Raw genomic sequence first — 16,264 nt, 5'->3', positions numbered from 1 at the left:
ATTATTTTAAAAATAATATATATTTTAATAAAAAGTATTATAATATAAATATAAATTTTGTTTTGCAAAATTCTAGGGGTATATTGAAAGGAGTGTTTGTATGGGAGTAGCAACAACTATAGCTTGTTTGCCTTATGGTGAAGAGGGTGAGGATAGGCGTTCAAGTAGGAATTTTGGAGTCAATCAATTACCTAATGAAGGACATCTTAAATGGCGTGTTATTTCCAAAATGGGGGATACAGATATTTGTTTCGATGTTAAGCAGAAAGGACCTAATAATACGAATATCACTAGATATGAAGGCATAAAGGATGGCGTGATTACAGAGTATGAAGCGCTTAGAAATCTGTATATAGCCAATCCAAGAAATGCTACAGGACATTTCATGGTACGCGTTGAATCTTGTGAATAAAATGAACTAAGTAAGAAGAGATACAAAACGTTTCTGCTAAGAACATACGATGCAGAAACGTTTTTTTGCGTAAATAGACAAGAAATGTTGAAAAAAATGACAATATGTAGTAATATGAAGAATACCTATAAAAGGTAGAAGTATTACAATATCCTATTCCTTATAAGTGTGTCATTCATGAATTTGACACAAGTTTAAATAAGAAAGTGAGAATTATAATGAAAAAAAGATTATTTCTAGTAGGTTCTCCACCTGCAAGTGGCAAAACTTATGTATCAAAAAAATTAGCATCAAAATTAAATAATCCAGTGTATCTTGATAAAGATACAATTATCCCACTCTCTAAAGCAGCTTATTTAGCAGCAAACGAGCCATACAATAGGGATTCAGAATTCTTTAATACATATTTAAGAGATCCAGAGTACATTGCTATTCTTGACGTAGCTTTCGAAGCATTAGAATTCAACGATAATGTTATTGTTAATGCACCATTTACAAAAGAATTCAACAATCAAGAATATATTGCAGGACTTAGAGCAAAACTTGCTGACATGGATACAGAGCTTGTTATGGTTTGGGTATACTGTGATCTTGAAACAATTCATGCACGTATGATTGAAAGAGCATCTGATAGAGATACTTGGAAACTTGAAAACTGGGATGAATATGTAAAAACAAAAGATAATAGCAAACCAACAAACAAAGATGTTGTTGTAATTGATAATAAGGATGAAGAAAGTGTTGAAAGACAACTTCAAGAAGCGTTCTTTTAATTAAAAGAAGAGAGAATGGGTGATGACAAAGAGGCCACGCGTGGAATCTTAAGCATCACCTTTATTTTTTGCTAAAAAATAGAAAGTATACACATTAGGATACCTATAAAGGTAGCGAGCGTATAAATAACACGTTTTTCATCTTTTAAGTATGAAGGATAAATAAGGGGAGTACCACAATAAATACAAAAGTGTGCTTCAGGAATAATGGAATTTTCACAGTAGCTACAATGAAGTCTGGAAAAATGATTTTTAATAAAAACTAAGCCTATAATCATATAGGCAGAGAGCATAAAGAAAGAAACTAAGGTGCCAAGTATATAGAACCTAGGATTAGAATAACCTAAACAAAAATTCATGAAACCATGAAAAAGAGAAGAAAAAAATACACCTTGTAAAAAGGTAAATTTCTTTTTTGAGACCTCTTCTAGATAACACATATAAAAAAAAGCAAAAATAATAGAGTAAAAAATATGACATGGGGCAGAGATAAAACTGCGCATAAAGGCAAGTTGAAGATCCATATCATAGACAAGCATATAGAGACTATTTTCAAGTGCTGCAAAGGTGCAGGCAGATAGGATAAAGTAAAACATTAAGTCTTCAACGCGTTTTAATTTGGTAAGTTTATATGTACAGATATAAATAACAATAAATTTAGCAAGTTCCTCAATAAGACCTACTGTGAAGATATTTTCTACTAGGACATAAAGGTGTGTACCAGGTGTAAAGAAAAAGTTTAAAGGGCTTTCTAAGAAGAGGCTTATAAAAGCAGCACCTACTGTTGCAAAAAGCTCCAATATAATAATACCTACGGCAATTTTGTTAAAGGAAATCTTATATTTTTTATTCGTAAAAAGTAGACAAGTTATGATAAAAGTAGAACTTAATGCAATAATAAGACTCATACAAACACCTCCCCCCCTAATTAATCATATCCGTCTTGGCTTGTACGTATTACAAACTTCTATAATGGAGGAAAATTAAAACAAATTGTAAAAAAAGGTAGTTACTGGATTATAAAATGTGTATAATAAAATAAGTTAACTTACAAGGAGGGACATCATGCAACTTATAGGTATAGTGATTGTTATTGTTGGCTTTATATTAAAGTTTGATACTATTGCAGTTGTACTAACAGCAGGGCTTGCTACAGGGCTTGCAGCAGGCATGGGTATAGCGGAGATATTAGGCACAATAGGCGATACGTTCATTAAACAAAGACATATGGCATTATTCTTATTGATCTTGCCAATTATTGGGCTATCAGAAAGATATGGGCTTAAACAACGTGCTATTGAACTGATTAAAAATATAAAAAACCTTTCTACAGGAAAAGTGTTATCTTTATACTTACTTATTCGTGAAGTTGCGATTGCTTTGGGCTTAAGATTAGGTGGACAAACAGAGTTTGTTAGACCACTTATTGAGCCTATGGCTAATGGGGCAGCTGTAAGTGAATATGGTGAATTAGACGAAAAGGTAGAAGAGAAAATTAAAGCAGCTTCAGCAGCGGCTGATAACTATGGGAATTTCTTTGCGCAGAATATTTTCATGGCTAACTCTGGGGTACTCCTTATAGCAGGTACACTTGAAGAGTTAGGATATCAAGTAGATACACTTCAAATTGTACAGATTGCCATTCCAGTAGCGATTATTGCACTTGTACTTGGTGTAATCCAAAATCTACATTTAGACAGAACTATTAGAAAAACAATGGCAAAAAAGAGAGGTGACAAATAATGGGTGACTTCTTATTAGAACTTTTTTATATATTAGTAGGACTTTTAATGTATATGGTAGGTTTCTTTGTATTTAGAGATACTACGCATAAAACACGCTTTGGTACAACAGCATTTTGGGTTATTCTAGGGAGCATATTTGTATTCGGAAGCTACCTTCCAGGAACTGTTGTTGGGGTTATGTTGCTCGTAATTGGTGTACTCACGGCAACGAAACAAGTGAATACAGGTAAAGTAGATATGCCAGATCATAATTTTACAGTAGAGCAGGCTAAGAAACTAGGGAATAAAATTTTCCTACCATCTTTAGCTATTGCACTTATTGTTGTATGTGTAGCTAAGTTTACAAGCTTTAGCGGTGTAGTAGCAATTGGTATTGCAGCTTGTGTTACTTTAGTCTTTACACTTATGCTGACAAAAGCACCTATAAGTATGGTAGCTAAAGATGGTAACCGTATGCTTCAAGCTATTGGGGCTATGAGTATATTACCACAGCTTCTCGCTTCGTTAGGTACCCTCTTTACAGCAGCTGGTGTAGGTGATGTCATTTCCAAAGGTATTGCAGTTGTTATTCCAGAAGGGAACATTTTCCTTGGTGTTGTAGCATACTGCGTAGGTATGGCGGCGTTTACTATGATTATGGGAAATGCTTTTGCAGCTTTCTCTGTTATTACAGTAGGAATTGGTGTACCGTTTGTATTTGCGCAAGGTGGGAATGTGCTTATTGCATCTACGCTTGCTTTAACAGCGGGTTACTGTGGTACGCTCCTTACACCAATGGCAGCTAACTTTAACGTACTTCCAGTTGTACTCTTACAGACAAAGGATAAGAATGCAGTGATTAAGCATCAAGCATTTGTTGCTATTCCTTTACTCATCATCCATATATTACTGATGTATTTCTGGGCCTTTTAAATTTATAATATAAGGAGGAACGACATGAAAATACTTGTTACAGGATTTGATCCATTTGGCGGAGAGCCAATTAATCCAGCATTAGAAGCAGTTAAAAAGTTAAATAAAAAGATTGGAAATGCTGAAGTTATTACTTTAGAAATTCCAACTGTATTTAATAAAAGTTTAGAAAAGATAGAAGAAGCTATTAAAGAGCATAATCCAGATGTAGTGGTATCTATTGGACAAGCAGGAGGAAGATTTGGCATTACACCTGAACGTGTAGCGATTAATATTGATGATGCACGTATTCAGGATAATGAAGGCAATCAGCCTGTAGATACAAGTGTGTTTGCAGATGGAGAAAATGCTTACTTTACTAACTTACCCGTGAAAGCAATGGTCGCTGAAATGGTGAAGGCAGGTCTTCCAGCATCTCTTTCTAATACAGCAGGAACCTTTGTGTGTAACCATGTTATGTATGGTGTACTCTATATGATTAATAAGAAATATCCTCATATGCGTGGTGGATTTATTCATGTGCCATATATTACACAGCAAGTAGCGACTAAAGCTAATACACCTTCTATGTCAATCGAAGATATTACAAGAGGCTTAGAAATCTGTATTAAGGTAATCAGCGAAACTAAGGATGATATTAAAGTAGCAGCAGGTACAATCTGTTAATTATTTTTACTAAAGAAAAGAGGTCATTGCAGTAGGCAATAACCTCTTTTTATATTCAAAAATGATGACAGCTAAGGAAGTGACAACATGGAAAAAGTGTTTGTATATGGCTCGCTAAGGACTGATTTTTGGAATTATGATAAGGTACTTAAAAATAGAGTAAGACAAGTTGAAAAAGGGCAGATTAAAGGGGATTTATATCATTTGCCAGCAGGCTATCCAGCAGTTATCCTCGGGGAAGGGACTGTGTATGGTGAAGTGATAACGTTAAGTCAGGATAAAATCCTAAAAAGCCTTGATCTATTAGAAGGCTATATGGGAGAAGGAGAAGAGAATCTTTATGTCCGTGTTAAGCAGAAGGTGCATCTAGAAGATGGTAGCCAGCAGATGTGCTGGGTTTATATTTATGTAGATGAAAAGGTAGCTAAAAAAGCAGGAAAGTATATTCCGCATGGAGATTGGAAAGAATTCAAAAATAATAAGAAGTAATAAGCTTATGGCAATATAATAGGAGTAGGAGATAGATGTAGGAGGTGTAGTATGAACAGTGAAGAGAACATCTTTTACTTACACAAAATGGGTTTAACAGTAGAGCAGATTGCTCGACTTATTGGTGAATCAGAAGAAATGGTAAAAGCGACTTTATTTTGGCCAGATCAGCCATAATGAAGCAATGAAAGCGTTAGAGGGATATTCTTTCAAGGCAGAATATCCCTCTAACTTTTTTGTGTAGTATACTAAACATGAAATAAGTTAAACTAGCTAAAAAGGAGGTTATAAGATGAGTGCTATTAAAAAAGCCATTTTTGCAGGAGGATGTTTCTGGTGCATGGTGAAACCTTTTGATGAATTACCAGGCATTATAAGTATTGTAGCAGGTTATACGGGCGGACATATAGAAAATCCTACTTATGAAGAAGTATGTGCACATAGTACAGGCCATGTTGAAGCTGTAGAAATCACATATGATGAAGATAAAATGCCATATAGAGAGTTAGTAGAAATTTTCTTTAGAAGTATAGACCCTACTGACCCAGAGGGACAATTTCATGATAGAGGAGAAACTTATCATACAGCTATTTTCTATCAAGATGAGGTGCAGAAAGAAGTTGCCGAGAAATATAAAAAAGAATTAGAGAAGACAGGTTATTTTGACAAGCCTATTGTAGTGCCTATTAAGCCAGCTATGCCTTTTTATGAGGCAGAAGAGTATCATCAAGATTATTATAAGAAAAATCCGCTGCGCTATAGACTTTATTACAAAGGCTCAGGAAGAGAAAAGTTCATTAAGGATAAATGGTATAGAAATCCTTATGATAAAGAGGAATTAAAGAAAAGATTAAATGACTTGCAATATAGAGTGACGCAGGAAAATGCTACAGAAGCTCCTTTTATTAATGAATATGATGGGCATTTTGAAGAAGGCATCTATGTAGATATTGTAAGTGGTAAGCCTCTATTTTCTTCTAAAGATAAATTTAATTCAGGATGTGGATGGCCAGCTTTTAGTAAACCTATTATGCAGAGCGTCGTTTATGATAAAGAAGATACAAGCCATGGTATGCATAGAATAGAAGTAAGAAGTAGTCATGCAGATTCTCATTTAGGCCATGTCTTTGAAGATGGACCAAGGGAGCTTGGAGGGCTTAGATATTGCATTAACTCAGCGGCACTTCGTTTTATCCCTAAAGATAGAATGGAAGAGGAAGGTTATGGAAGTTATATAGATAAAATTTAAAAATAAAAGGACCGTTATATACACTATAACAGTCCTTTTATTTTTAAATTTTTTATTAGTGACAACGATCACATGGATCGTTTTTACCGCTTTCGGCAATAGTGCCACTTAAAATCGTTTTACTTTTTGCAAGGGCAGAGCAGCTATCTGTCGTATGATAGCTTTTGCCGTTTGGTGTCCAGTAGACTGTTTTAACATTACTAGACTGAGTAGGTGCTGCTTGAGAAACGGTATTATTACTTACTTGAGAAGAAGATACAGGCCTTGAATCAGCTTGTGGCGTAGATGCAGAAGTAGTACTACTGTTACTTTGATTTCCTCGATTATAACTACCAGGAGCGCAAGTTGTAGTAAGTCCGTTACCTGTTGATTGGAAGATAATATCCCCACATTCATCTGTTCTATGTACTTCAATATCAGCTTTTTTGAGTTTATCTACAGTTTCTATATGAGGGTGGCCATATTTATTATCAGTACCCACTGTAATAATAGCGTACTCAGGGTCTACACGTTCAAGAAAGGCATCTGTTGTACTGCTATGAGAACCGTGATGACCGACTTTAAGAATATCTACTTTAGACATTTTTGGAAGGATTTCAGCTTCTGTTCCTTTTTCAGCATCTCCAGTTAGAAGAACTTTATCTTCACCATTTGTATACAGGATTACAAGAGACTGTTCATTTGTATCTTCTCCACCGTTCGTATTGAATACTTCAAAGTAGCTTTCCTCTAGCATAAACTTTTTATCTTCTAAAGGTACACTTGGTGTAAGGTTTTTATCCATAGTAGCCTGAATAAAATCTCTATAGGTTTTTGTATCAGCATCGCCATTAGCGACAAAGAGATGCTGAATAGGAAAACTTCGGATAACAGAATCTAAAGCGCCAATATGGTCTGCATGTGGATGTGTTGCAATGACATATTCTAATTCAGTTACATCTTGAGCCTTAATATACTCAACAAGGCTCTTTTCATCATCATTATCAGCACCATCAATCAGCATAGCCTTTTGACCTTCTTTAATAAGAATACTATCGCTATTACCTGTATCAATAAAATGTATTTCGGCTAAATTGCTTTGAGTCTCATTTGATGATTCGACTTTAGGCAAGCTTTCTACTTTAGTACAGCCGACTAATAAGGTAAGTAAGCCTATGCTTATAAGCTTTAAGAATGTAGTATGTTTTTTGATAGACATAGTTAACCTCCAGTGAAATTATGTATACTTAATATCCTAACATAAAAAAAGTATAAGAATATAAGATGAAATATTTTAAAAATTTAAACAGAATTATGTTATGATAAGACTAAATGAAAAAGGGAGGATGGAGAAATGAAAAAACTATTTATAGGATCTGATGGATGTATTAGGTCAGGATGGCAGATGGTTTTACTGTATTTGGGAATGAATATTGCACAACTAGCCTTAATAATGCCTATTAATATAATTTTAGGTATTATCATAGGCATACAATCTACTAGAGGAGATGTATCAGGTATAGAGGCATTTTTGACAAGTTATGCCTATCAGTCTATAACTATTGCTCTTTGTAATCTAATCAGTATTGTAGCAATCATTATTTTATTTAAAGTGATGAATAGGAAAACGACAGAAGATATGGGGCTTACGCCTGTTAAAAGAGATTATAAAGACCTTCTAATAGGCTTATTATTAGGGGCAGCATCTATCACCCTTATTATAGGTATTAATTATATAATGGGAGATACACGCTTTAATGAGGTACATATAACTTGGGATTTACTATTAGGTCTTATTCTTTTTATTAGTGTAGGATTTGTAGAAGAAATTTTAGTAAGAGGATGCTTCCAGCATATTATTTACTACAGACATGGTATTGCATGGGCTATTATAATACCTGCGCTTATTTTTTCTGTTATGCATTTTTTAAACCCTAATATATCCTATATAGCTGCACTGAATATAGCGTTAGTAGGTATTGTATTTGGTATTATGACCTATAAGAGTGGTAATCTCTGGATGGCTATAGGTTATCATATTACTTGGAATTATTTCCAAGGGAATATCTTTAATATTGAAGTAAGTGGCTCAGCTTATGGAAGAGGATTAATAAAAAGTATTCGAGTAGAAGATAATTTATTAAATGGTGGTGCTTTTGGAATAGAAGGTGGACTTATTTGCACACTGCTTCTCATTATAACTATTATTTATTTTGGATTTTTCTACAAAAAAGAAAAATCTTATTTGAATAAGAAGAAAAGAACTCTTATAATGAATAAGTAGATTGAACGATTAAAGGAGTGACCAGAAATGTTAAAAACAAATAAAGACAAAGTTGTAAAATGGTCTGTTCAAGGGAAAGTACATCATCCTACCGGTGGGACATACCGTATTACCCACGAAGGCAAGCCTATGATTTTACCAGCTACAGGTGGTATATCTTATAATGTTAAAATTGGAGATAGTGCCTTTGGCTGGGCTGGCGACCATGTAGAGCCAGGTGTATCTATGCGTAATGAAAATACTAATGAAAATGCAGCACTTATGACTTTTGCATGCATTGGGAATGAAGCAAAAATTATTTCAGGGGATGCAAAAGGTGCTAAGGGTTATGTAACAGGTATGCATGGTGGTATTGACCATGTACTTGTGTACTTTGATGAGGAGACTTTAGAAAATCTTTCTATTGATGATAAAATTCAAATTAAGGCTTATGGGCAAGGACTTCAGCTAACAGATTATCCAGATGTACATATGATGAGTATTGACCCTAATTTATTTGAAAAATTAGGTGTTACAGAAGTAGATGGTAAATTGCAAGTGCCAGTTGTAGCAAAGGTACCACCATACCTTATGGGCTCAGGAATTGGATCAGGTAATGGTTATAGTGGAGACTATGACATTATGACAGAGGATACAGAAGAAATTAAGAGATTAGGTCTTGATAGGTTAAAATTTGGTGACCTAGTACTTCTTCAAGACTGTGACAACAGCTATGGACGTGGTTACCTTAAAGGTGCAGTAAGCATTGGGGTTGTTGTACATAGTGATTGTATAAAGGCAGGGCATGGACCTGGTATTACAACGATTATGGTAAGTAAAACCCCTATGATTGAAGGCATTATTAACGAAGAGGCTAATATTGGCAACTATATGAATAAGTAAAGAGAAAGCTATTGCAAAACACTCCTAAACTTTAATAGAGTGAGGAAGTGTTTTGTAATAGCTTTTTTATTGAAAAACTGTAAAAATAAAACTGAACTATTTACAATAATTTCCAGAATGTCCTATAATAAAGTTAAGGAATTTTTACGGGAGGAGAGAAAATGTATAAAAAGGTAGTCTGGTTTATCATTTGCTATTTTTCAATTTGTATTTCTGTCTTTGCAAATACAGCTATGCCCCAGATTCAATCTGAAGGGGCTATTTTAATTGAACCTAAAACAAATACTGTGCTTTATGGAAAGAATGAGCATAAAAAATTATATCCAGCCAGTACAACAAAAATTTTAACAGCTATGATTGTACTGGAGGAACTGAATCAAAACAGTACTTTAACGAAGTCACAGGGAAGTGTTAACATAGTGCCGGCAGACAGTAGTCATATTGGCCTTGCAGTAGGGGACAGCATTAGTGTGAAAGACGCTCTCTATGGACTCTTAGTAGGCTCAGATAATTTTATTGCACATGATTTAGCCATTGCTTCTAAAGGGAGTATAGACAATTTTGCATCCAGAATGAATGAAAAGGCTAAACACTATGGAGCCTTAAATACCCATTTTACTAATCCTCATGGTTATCACGATCCAAATCATTATACAACGGCTTATGACTTAGCGCAGATTGCAAGAGAAACCTTTAGTGTTCCAGAGCTTATTAAGATGGCAGCTACTACAAAATATACTGTAAAAGTACTAAATACTAATAGAACTATTACAGTAACTAATAAGAATCGATTACTTGATAGCAATACACCTTATTACAATGAGCATGTGGTTGCGGCTAAAACAGGCTTTCATGATGATGCACAGCAGACACTTGTTGCTAAAGCTATCTATGGAGATATGGAACTCATAGCAGTTGTCATGAAAGTTAAAAGTCCTGGTCAGTATGAAGACATTAATAAGTTATTTGAGTATGGACAGGAATACTTCAAGGTGAGCCAAGACGGAGAAAGGGGATATGAACTTATCAATCAGACAGCATCTCCTTGGGCACAAAGTTATATAGATAGTGCTCTTAAGAATAAATGGATTACTGAAAAAGGAGCAAATTATAAGGAGGCTATACCAGTACAGCATCTTATTTATATGCTTAATGTAGCCATAGGGGGGAAAGAACGTATTACCTTAGAGGAAATAGGGGGTGTACTAGGGGAATCATTAAAAAAAGAGGAGACTTTAACTCGATTACAGATAGCCAGACTTATGCCCTATTTAACAGATAAGTATGCATGCTTCTTCGAAATTAAGGAGGGGATGCCATTTATTCCAGATATAGAAAGTTTGTCAGCTAAAGATCAAGAAAATATTAAGTTTACAGTAAGAAGAGGTATATTAGGAGCGCCTAATACCATCTATAGACCTAATGATAAATTAACCTGGCAAGAAGCGGCATGTATGGCAAGTCGTTTACTAGAAGGTAAGTAGAATTATAGAGGACATACAAAAAGAGTCTACTCTCAAATGATGAGAATAGACTCTTTTTGGCATTTATAAGGTAGGTGTTTGCATGTTTTTATAAATCGGTTTTATGGACTAGGCTAGTTCGCATTTTACAGTGTCAACATGACCTGCAACTTTAACTTTGCGGTAGATTTTTGTAAGCATACCTTGTTCATCAATAACAAAAGTACTTCTTTCAATACCAATACCTGTACGTCCACACATAGTTTTTTCCTTTAACACATCATAAAGTTTACATACTACCTCTTCTTTATCTGAAAGAAGTACGAAAGGTAAGTCATATTTGGCAATAAATTTAGCATGTGCAGTTAATGTATCGCGACTTACACCTAAAATAACAGCATTTTCTTTTGAGAAGTGCTCAAAGTTATCTCTAAAAGCTTCAGCCTCTTTAGAACAGCCTGGTGTATTATCTTTAGGGTAGAAGTATAAAATAACTTTTTTACCTAAGTAGTCACTTAAACGGTGTTCTTTATTATCTGACCCCATAAGAACAAAGTCAGGGGCTTTCATACCAACTTCTAAAATTACATTTTCCATCTTACAAACCTCCTTGGTTTTATCTGAAGTATATCTAATAATTATTATCATATAGAATTTAATGTTTGTAAAGTAGTAAGTTTATTTTGTATAATAGAAAAAAAGGAGGGCGTTACTATGTTAGCTATTTTATCTCCAGCCAAAACCTTTAGTATGGTAGAAGAAGGTAGGCTTAAGAGCTATAAGCCACTACAATTTCATGAGCAAACATTAGAACTTATGAGGATTCTTCAAAGTTATTCGCAGGAAGAGCTTGCTAAGCTTATGAAAATGTCACTCGATTTGGCTAAAGTAAATGAACAGAGAAATCATACATTTGAAGATACAAGTGTAATGCAGGCCTATGAAGCTATATTATATTTTTATGGAGAGGCTTATAAGGGATTAGATGCACAGAGCCTAGGACAAGAGGAGCTTTTATATTTGAATGACCATGTACGTATTTTATCAGGGCTTTACGGGGTGATTAGGCCTTTAGAGTGTATTAAACCTTACCGCTTAGAGATGGGGACTAAACTATCCAATCCAAAGGGAAAAGATCTTTATAAGTACTGGAAAGAGCATCTAACAAAGTATTTTTTACAATTACTTTCAGAAACCAGTGGAGATAAAGCACTTATTCAACTTGCTTCTGAAGAGTATAGTAAAGTACTTGACTTAAAAGTTATTCAAAAACATTATCCTGTTATTGAGATAAGCTTTAAAGATTATAAAAATGGACAGTACAAAGTCGTAGGTATGTATGCGAAAAAAGCTAGGGGACAGATGATTCGTTATATAACAACTAAGCAAATTGATCAGATAGATGAACTTAAAGCATTTGATGAAGACGGGTATAGGTTTAATGAGATTTTATCTACCCAAAACCATTTTATTTTTACACGTGAATAATAAGCTATGCCGTATTTCCGGAATATCTATAAGGAGATACGGTATTTTTATTGTTTAAAGTGAAATTCTGAACAATAAAGATATTTATTGACAATTTGAAAAACGAAAAATATAATCTTTACTATAAAAGTAGGAAATAAAAAAATAATAATCTTTAATTACATAGGAAAAGTAAGAGGGTTTATGGAAATATTACTAAAAAGCTAGGGGGTAGAAAATGAATATTTCTACAAAGGGTAAGTATGCAGTAGAAGCCATGTTATATATCGCCTATTTTTCAGGGCAAGGACCGCTACGTGTAAAAGTAGTGGCTCAGGCGCTTAAAGTAAGTGAAAAGTATTTAGAACAAATTTTGTTCTTGCTTAGGAAAAAACAGCTAGTAGAGACAGTAAGAGGAGCTAAGGGAGGCTACTTAATTGCTAAGTCTTCTAGAGATATTTCTATAGGGGACATTATAAGGAGTGTAGAGAAGGATTTTATTCCCGTGCCATGTATTAATGGGGAAAAAGCATGTACTTATGGGATTAGGGAGAGCTGTAGTACGAGAAAGTTATGGGAAAGATTAGGCAAGGTACTCGATAACACTGTGGATAACATGAATTTAGAAGATTTAATACAAGAGTATAGGTTAAAACTTATAAAGCACTATGGGGAGGTTGATTATTATTTATAAAATGACAACAAAGGGGAGATATGGTCTTAGGGCCATGGTAGATTTAGTCCTGCATGAGCATGAAGCATCTACGGCTTTAAGTAGTATTTCAAAGAGGCAAGGTGTATCGGTAAATTATTTAGAGCAGGCTTTTGCACTTCTAAAAAAAGCACAGCTTGTGGAAAGTATTAAGGGACCAAAGGGAGGCTATAAACTTACTAAACCAGCAGAAAAAACAACGGTACTCGAGGTTTTAGAAGTTTTGGAAGGACCAATATCCATTGTGGAACAAGGTAAAGAAAGTACGTTTATCGCAGAATGTGTACAAGAACTTGTATGGCAGACGATTGATGAGCGACTATATGATTTTTTAAGTCAAATTACACTTGAAGAACTTGCGGTGCAAACGCAGCAGGAAGAAGTATGTGAACCTATAATGTTTTATATTTAAGGGGTAAGGTTTTCGGTAGGATTGGAAAAGGTAGGGGATTTAATTGAGAATATGGAGTAGGTACTTCAACTTGTCAATACCTAAACCTTATGATAGGCTAAAGGAAAAGCAAAAGTAAAGCAAGGTGAACGTATGAATATCAGTAAAATTGCAAAACTGGCAGGCGTATCTAATGCAACTGTTTCAAGGTTTTTAAATAATGGCTATGTAAGTCAAGATAATAGAGACAAAATCCAAAAGATTATAGATGAAACCGGGTATATTCCGTCTGCACACGCCAAGACACTACGCACTAAGAAAACCAATTTAATAGGTATTATTGTACCTAAAATTAGCTCAGAAGCAGTAAGTCGTATGGTAGAAGGTATCAGCACTACACTAAGTAAAGAAGGCTATAATATTTTATTAGGAAATACAAACTTAAATATAGAACAAGAAATAGAGTATCTTAATATTTTTAAAAATAATCAAGTAGATGGTATTATTTTTATTGCTACTATTTTAACGCCTAAACACTTAGAAGTAATGGGACGGATTAAAGTACCTATTATTTTATTAGGGCAGGAGTTAGAGAATTATTCTAGTGTTTACCATGATGATTATGGTGCAGCAAAGAGTTTGACAAAGTTATTTATTGAAAAAGGTTGCTGTAAAATTGCTTTTATAGGTGTTACTACACAAGACGAAGCAGCTGGGGCTAAACGTAAAAAGGGGTATGAGGATGCACTTAAAGAAGCTGGTAGGAGCATAGATGAGAGCCTTATAAGAGAAGGGGAATTCTCCAGTGAATCAGGTTATGAGTCGATGAGTGAGTTAGTCAATGCACATCCCGATGTAGATGGTGTATTTTGTGCTACAGATAATATTGCAGTAGGGGCTATTACAGCCATCAAAGAAAAATATAAGGATTTACATGGGATTGCAATAGCAGGAATAGGAGATTCTAAAGTTTCTAAGGTAATCACACCGCAGCTTACTTCTATGCATTATTACTACAAGACAAGTGGTGTTACAGCGGGGCGTATGCTTCTTGAAAATCTTCAGGAAGAGAAACCTATTATAAGAAAAGTGAAGTTAGGATTTGAGCTTCAGCAAAGAGAAAGTTTAAGCTAATAAAAAGTATAAAATGCGGGTAGTTGCTCCACATTAAGTATTAAAACCTAATGTATCAGAGTAACTGCCTTTTTTATGTTTAAAATGAAAATGAATGAATGTGTAAAACTGTAATAAATGCACAATAAATAAAAAGTAATTTAAGCAAAAATAAATATTTACAAAGGAAGGTGAATCCCTCTATAATATGGATACGGTGTGAAAACGATTACATACACAGCTTTAAGATAAAATTAGTAATAAACAAAAGTATATAATTTTAATTTTTGATAAAAGTGAAATCGATAACATAAAAAGGGAGGGTATTATGGATCATAAAAAAGTAGCTCAGCTTATTTTACAAGAACTAGGTGGGCAAGAAAATCTTGTATCAGCAGCGCACTGTGCAACAAGACTGAGACTTGTTATTGCATCTAATGAAAAAGTCAATAAAGCTGCACTTGAAAATATTGAAGGTGTAAAAGGGGTATTCTTTGCATCAGGGCAACTTCAACTTATTATTGGTACAGGCACAGTGAATAAAGTATATTCTGAGTTATTAGCTTTAACAGGTGGCGAAGAGGTTTCTAAGGATGAACTTAAAAAAGTAGCAGATGCTAACACAAACAAATTTAAAAAGCTTATTAAAACATTAGGTGATATTTTCGTACCAATTATTCCTGCTATTGTAGCAGGAGGACTTATGATGGGACTTACAGAAGCTATTACTTTCTGTGTTAACAATGGTTTTATGGATATTAACACACAAGGTTCAATTTTTGTGTTCTTAAAGCTATTTAGTAATGCAGCTTATGTATTTTTACCAATCCTTATTGGTTTTAGTGCAGCTAAAGTATTTGGTGGAAACCGCTATCTTGGTGCGGTTATGGCTATGATTATGATTCATCCAGACCTTCAAAATGCTTGGACTGTATCAGCAGAAGGCTACCACGCTATGCAGAGTGTATGGGGAGGCTTATACGAAATCCCATTAATAGGCTATCAAGGTCATGTTATCCCTATCGTTATTTCTGTTTGGATTATGAGTAAGCTTGAAATTAAACTTCATAAAATTGTACCAGAGATGTTTGACTTATTTGTAACACCGCTTGTAACAATCTTTGTAACAGGTTATTTAACTTTAACATTAGTAGGACCAGTATTCGTATTTATTGAGAATGCTGTATTAACAGGTGTACAACAACTTATTCAGCTTCCATTTGGTATCGGTGGTTTCTTAATGGGTGGTATTTATGCTTCTACAGTAGTAACGGGCGTACACCATATGTACTCTATCATTGACCTTGGTCAAATTTCACAGTATGGCTACACCTATTGGCTTCCAATTGCCTCAGCAGCAAACGTAGCACAAGGCGGCGCGGCACTTGCTGTAGCAGTTAAAACTAAAAACAAAAAACTTAAATCACTTGCTTTCCCAGCAGCAGTTAGTTCAATGCTTGGGATTACAGAACCAGCCATCTTTGGGGTTAACTTAAGATACTTTAGACCATTTATTGCAGCATCTATCGGGGCTGCATGTGGAGCACTCTATGCTTCTGTAGTAGGTCTAGGGGCAACAGGTACAGGTGTAACAGGTGTTTTTGGTATCTTATTACACTTACATGCACCGCTTCAATATATTATTTTATTTGCTGTCTCATTAGGCGTAGCATTTGTAATGACTTTAGTGCTTGGCTGGAAAGAAGAGAATAACTAATAAATAAGGG

Annotated in this window: 17 protein-coding genes and 2 pseudogenes; 16 read left to right on the top strand and 3 right to left on the bottom strand. The window is 34.6% G+C overall.

Features of this window, described 5'->3' with window-relative positions; all coding sequences use genetic code 11:
- Positions 1-100 precede the first annotated feature (100 nt).
- Both ACLTBU_RS14125 and ACLTBU_RS14120 read left to right on the top strand, forming a co-directional pair.
- The gene (locus tag ACLTBU_RS14125) at positions 101-412 is read left to right on the top strand and encodes a DeoR family transcriptional regulator (RefSeq protein ID WP_177671032.1); all 312 of its coding nucleotides are present in this window, start codon (positions 101-103) and stop codon (positions 410-412) included.
- 218 nt (positions 413-630) lie between these two features.
- On the top strand, positions 631-1,185 hold the full coding sequence (locus ACLTBU_RS14120; RefSeq protein ID WP_177671031.1) for an AAA family ATPase: 555 nt from the start codon (positions 631-633) through the stop codon (positions 1,183-1,185).
- Positions 1,186-1,256: 71 nt separating this feature from the next.
- On the opposite strand, the gene ACLTBU_RS14115 is transcribed toward ACLTBU_RS14120, so the two are convergent.
- Entirely contained in the window at positions 1,257-2,093 is an 837-nt protein-coding gene (locus ACLTBU_RS14115) for a PrsW family glutamic-type intramembrane protease (RefSeq protein WP_177671030.1), read from the bottom strand.
- A 157-nt stretch (positions 2,094-2,250) separates the two neighbouring features.
- On the opposite strand from ACLTBU_RS14115, the gene ACLTBU_RS14110 reads away from it, so the two are divergent.
- From ACLTBU_RS14110 to msrB, 6 genes and pseudogenes are all read left to right on the top strand, one after another.
- Positions 2,251-2,928, top strand: coding sequence for a DUF969 domain-containing protein (locus tag ACLTBU_RS14110; RefSeq protein ID WP_177671029.1), 678 nt, complete (start codon positions 2,251-2,253; stop codon positions 2,926-2,928).
- Positions 2,928-3,842, top strand: coding sequence for a DUF979 domain-containing protein (locus ACLTBU_RS14105; RefSeq protein ID WP_412219536.1), 915 nt, complete (start codon positions 2,928-2,930; stop codon positions 3,840-3,842). The genes ACLTBU_RS14110 and ACLTBU_RS14105 overlap by 1 nt, the downstream gene beginning before the upstream one ends.
- A 24-nt stretch (positions 3,843-3,866) precedes the next feature.
- Positions 3,867-4,508, top strand: a complete 642-nt coding sequence (pcp, locus tag ACLTBU_RS14100; RefSeq protein WP_177671027.1) for a pyroglutamyl-peptidase I — start codon at positions 3,867-3,869, stop codon at positions 4,506-4,508.
- An 87-nt stretch (positions 4,509-4,595) separates the two neighbouring features.
- The gene (locus ACLTBU_RS14095) at positions 4,596-4,997 is read left to right on the top strand and encodes a gamma-glutamylcyclotransferase (protein WP_177671026.1); all 402 of its coding nucleotides are present in this window, start codon (positions 4,596-4,598) and stop codon (positions 4,995-4,997) included.
- Positions 4,998-5,048: 51 nt separating this feature from the next.
- The gene (locus ACLTBU_RS14090; RefSeq protein ID WP_283246232.1) at positions 5,049-5,174 is read left to right on the top strand and encodes a hypothetical protein; all 126 of its coding nucleotides are present in this window, start codon (positions 5,049-5,051) and stop codon (positions 5,172-5,174) included.
- A gap of 115 nt (positions 5,175-5,289) precedes the next feature.
- A pseudogene (gene msrB / locus ACLTBU_RS14085) lies at positions 5,290-6,256 on the top strand (peptide-methionine (R)-S-oxide reductase MsrB); the annotation flags it as partial.
- Between the two features lie 45 nt (positions 6,257-6,301).
- On the opposite strand, the gene ACLTBU_RS14080 reads toward msrB, so the two are convergent.
- Positions 6,302-7,444 carry a ComEC/Rec2 family competence protein gene (locus tag ACLTBU_RS14080; protein WP_412219534.1) on the bottom strand — a complete coding sequence of 381 codons (1,143 nt, stop codon included), beginning with the start codon at positions 7,442-7,444 and terminating at the stop codon, positions 6,302-6,304.
- A 135-nt stretch (positions 7,445-7,579) separates the two neighbouring features.
- Here ACLTBU_RS14080 and ACLTBU_RS14075 point away from each other — a divergent pair, with 135 nt between their 5' ends.
- The 3 genes from ACLTBU_RS14075 (at position 7,580) to ACLTBU_RS14065 (ending at position 10,875) form a co-directional block, all read left to right on the top strand.
- Positions 7,580-8,509: a CPBP family intramembrane glutamic endopeptidase gene (locus tag ACLTBU_RS14075; protein WP_412219533.1), complete on the top strand. Its 930-nt coding sequence runs from the start codon at positions 7,580-7,582 to the stop codon at positions 8,507-8,509.
- Positions 8,510-8,536: 27 nt separating this feature from the next.
- A complete protein-coding gene (locus tag ACLTBU_RS14070) occupies positions 8,537-9,391 on the top strand; it encodes a DUF4438 domain-containing protein (RefSeq protein ID WP_412219531.1) in 855 nt (284 codons plus the stop codon).
- A 161-nt stretch (positions 9,392-9,552) separates the two neighbouring features.
- Positions 9,553-10,875, top strand: a complete 1,323-nt coding sequence (locus tag ACLTBU_RS14065) for a D-alanyl-D-alanine carboxypeptidase family protein (protein ID WP_412219530.1) — start codon at positions 9,553-9,555, stop codon at positions 10,873-10,875.
- Between the two features lie 108 nt (positions 10,876-10,983).
- On the opposite strand, the gene ACLTBU_RS14060 is transcribed toward ACLTBU_RS14065, so the two are convergent.
- Positions 10,984-11,439 (bottom strand): peroxiredoxin, encoded by a 456-nt coding sequence (locus ACLTBU_RS14060; RefSeq protein WP_334299086.1) that lies wholly within the window; start codon positions 11,437-11,439, stop codon positions 10,984-10,986.
- Between the two features lie 129 nt (positions 11,440-11,568).
- Between ACLTBU_RS14060 and yaaA the strand changes: the two genes are divergently transcribed.
- From yaaA to ACLTBU_RS14035, 5 genes and pseudogenes are all read left to right on the top strand, one after another.
- Positions 11,569-12,342, top strand: a complete 774-nt coding sequence (yaaA, locus tag ACLTBU_RS14055) for a peroxide stress protein YaaA (protein ID WP_412219527.1) — start codon at positions 11,569-11,571, stop codon at positions 12,340-12,342.
- A 217-nt stretch (positions 12,343-12,559) separates the two neighbouring features.
- Positions 12,560-13,015: an RrF2 family transcriptional regulator gene (locus ACLTBU_RS14050; RefSeq protein ID WP_249333338.1), complete on the top strand. Its 456-nt coding sequence runs from the start codon at positions 12,560-12,562 to the stop codon at positions 13,013-13,015.
- Positions 12,999-13,445 carry an Rrf2 family transcriptional regulator gene (locus tag ACLTBU_RS14045; protein ID WP_320650471.1) on the top strand — a complete coding sequence of 149 codons (447 nt, stop codon included), beginning with the start codon at positions 12,999-13,001 and terminating at the stop codon, positions 13,443-13,445. Before ACLTBU_RS14050 ends, ACLTBU_RS14045 begins: the two co-directional genes overlap by 17 nt.
- Positions 13,446-13,577: 132 nt before the next feature.
- Positions 13,578-14,558, top strand: coding sequence for a LacI family DNA-binding transcriptional regulator (locus ACLTBU_RS14040; protein ID WP_412219524.1), 981 nt, complete (start codon positions 13,578-13,580; stop codon positions 14,556-14,558).
- A gap of 307 nt (positions 14,559-14,865) precedes the next feature.
- Positions 14,866-16,230 (top strand): annotated as a pseudogene (locus ACLTBU_RS14035) (PTS transporter subunit EIIC); the annotation flags it as partial.
- Positions 16,231-16,264: the final 34 nt, after the last annotated feature.

It is taken from the genome of Zhenhengia sp. (assembly GCF_046966505.1).
GTDB classification, from domain to species: domain Bacteria; phylum Bacillota; class Clostridia; order Lachnospirales; family Cellulosilyticaceae; genus Zhenhengia; species Zhenhengia yiwuensis.
This window is presented reverse-complemented; position numbering and strand designations above follow the sequence as displayed.